At 54.6% G+C, this 824-nt stretch carries 1 pseudogene; it reads left to right on the plus strand.

Annotation, left to right across the window (positions count from 1 at the left end):
• Nucleotides 1–824: pseudogene (locus tag LGZ99_RS24515) on the plus strand (DNA primase); the annotation flags it as partial.

Below are 824 nucleotides of genomic sequence, written 5' to 3' on the forward strand. Positions count from 1 at the left end.
GCAATAGATGTCGATGAAGAATTACTGAATCGTTGTCTGGTGCTGACCGTGAACGAATCGCGGGAACAGACCGAAGCTATCCATGCCTTGCAGCGCCATAAGCAGACCCTCGAAGGCTTACTGGCCGAGAATGAAAAGGCGTATATCACCGAACTGCATCAGAACGCCCAGCGGTTATTGCGCCCGCTGAATGTGGTTAACCCTTATGCCTCACAGTTAACGTTCATGAGCGATAAAACCCGCACCCGACGCGACCACATGAAATATCTCACCCTGATACAAAGTATCGCGCTGCTGCATCAGCACCAGCGCGAAGTGAAGACAGCGGAACACCGGGGCAAACGGCTTGAATATATCGAGGTGACCAAAGACGATATTAGCTTAGCAAACCGGCTGGCCCATGAGATATTAGGCCGCACGCTGGATGAGATGCCGCCCCAGACAAGGAAACTGTTGCTGCTGATACAAGAGATGGTGAAAGCGACGGCGGCAGCGCAGCAACGCCCGGTGAAAGATGTCCGCTTTACCCGCCGGGACATCCGCAGTTACACCCACTGGAGTGACAGCCAGCTTAAACTCCACTGTCAGCGCCTGAGCGACATGGAATATCTGCTGACACACGGCGGCAGTCGCGGCCATCTGTTGCAATATGAACTGCTCTGGAATGGCGATAAAGCGGAGGAGGCTCACCTGTGCGGTCTGATTGAACCGGAAAATCAGGCGGCCAATAGTGTATATGACTCGCGCAAGTCTGGCCCGGATGAAGGCAAGTCGGGGTCAAGTCTGCCCCAAGTCAGGGCCAAGTCTGGTTCGCCAAAACCGGC

Source organism: Photorhabdus temperata (assembly GCF_025384845.1).
GTDB classification, from domain to species: Bacteria; Pseudomonadota; Gammaproteobacteria; order Enterobacterales; family Enterobacteriaceae; genus Photorhabdus; species Photorhabdus temperata.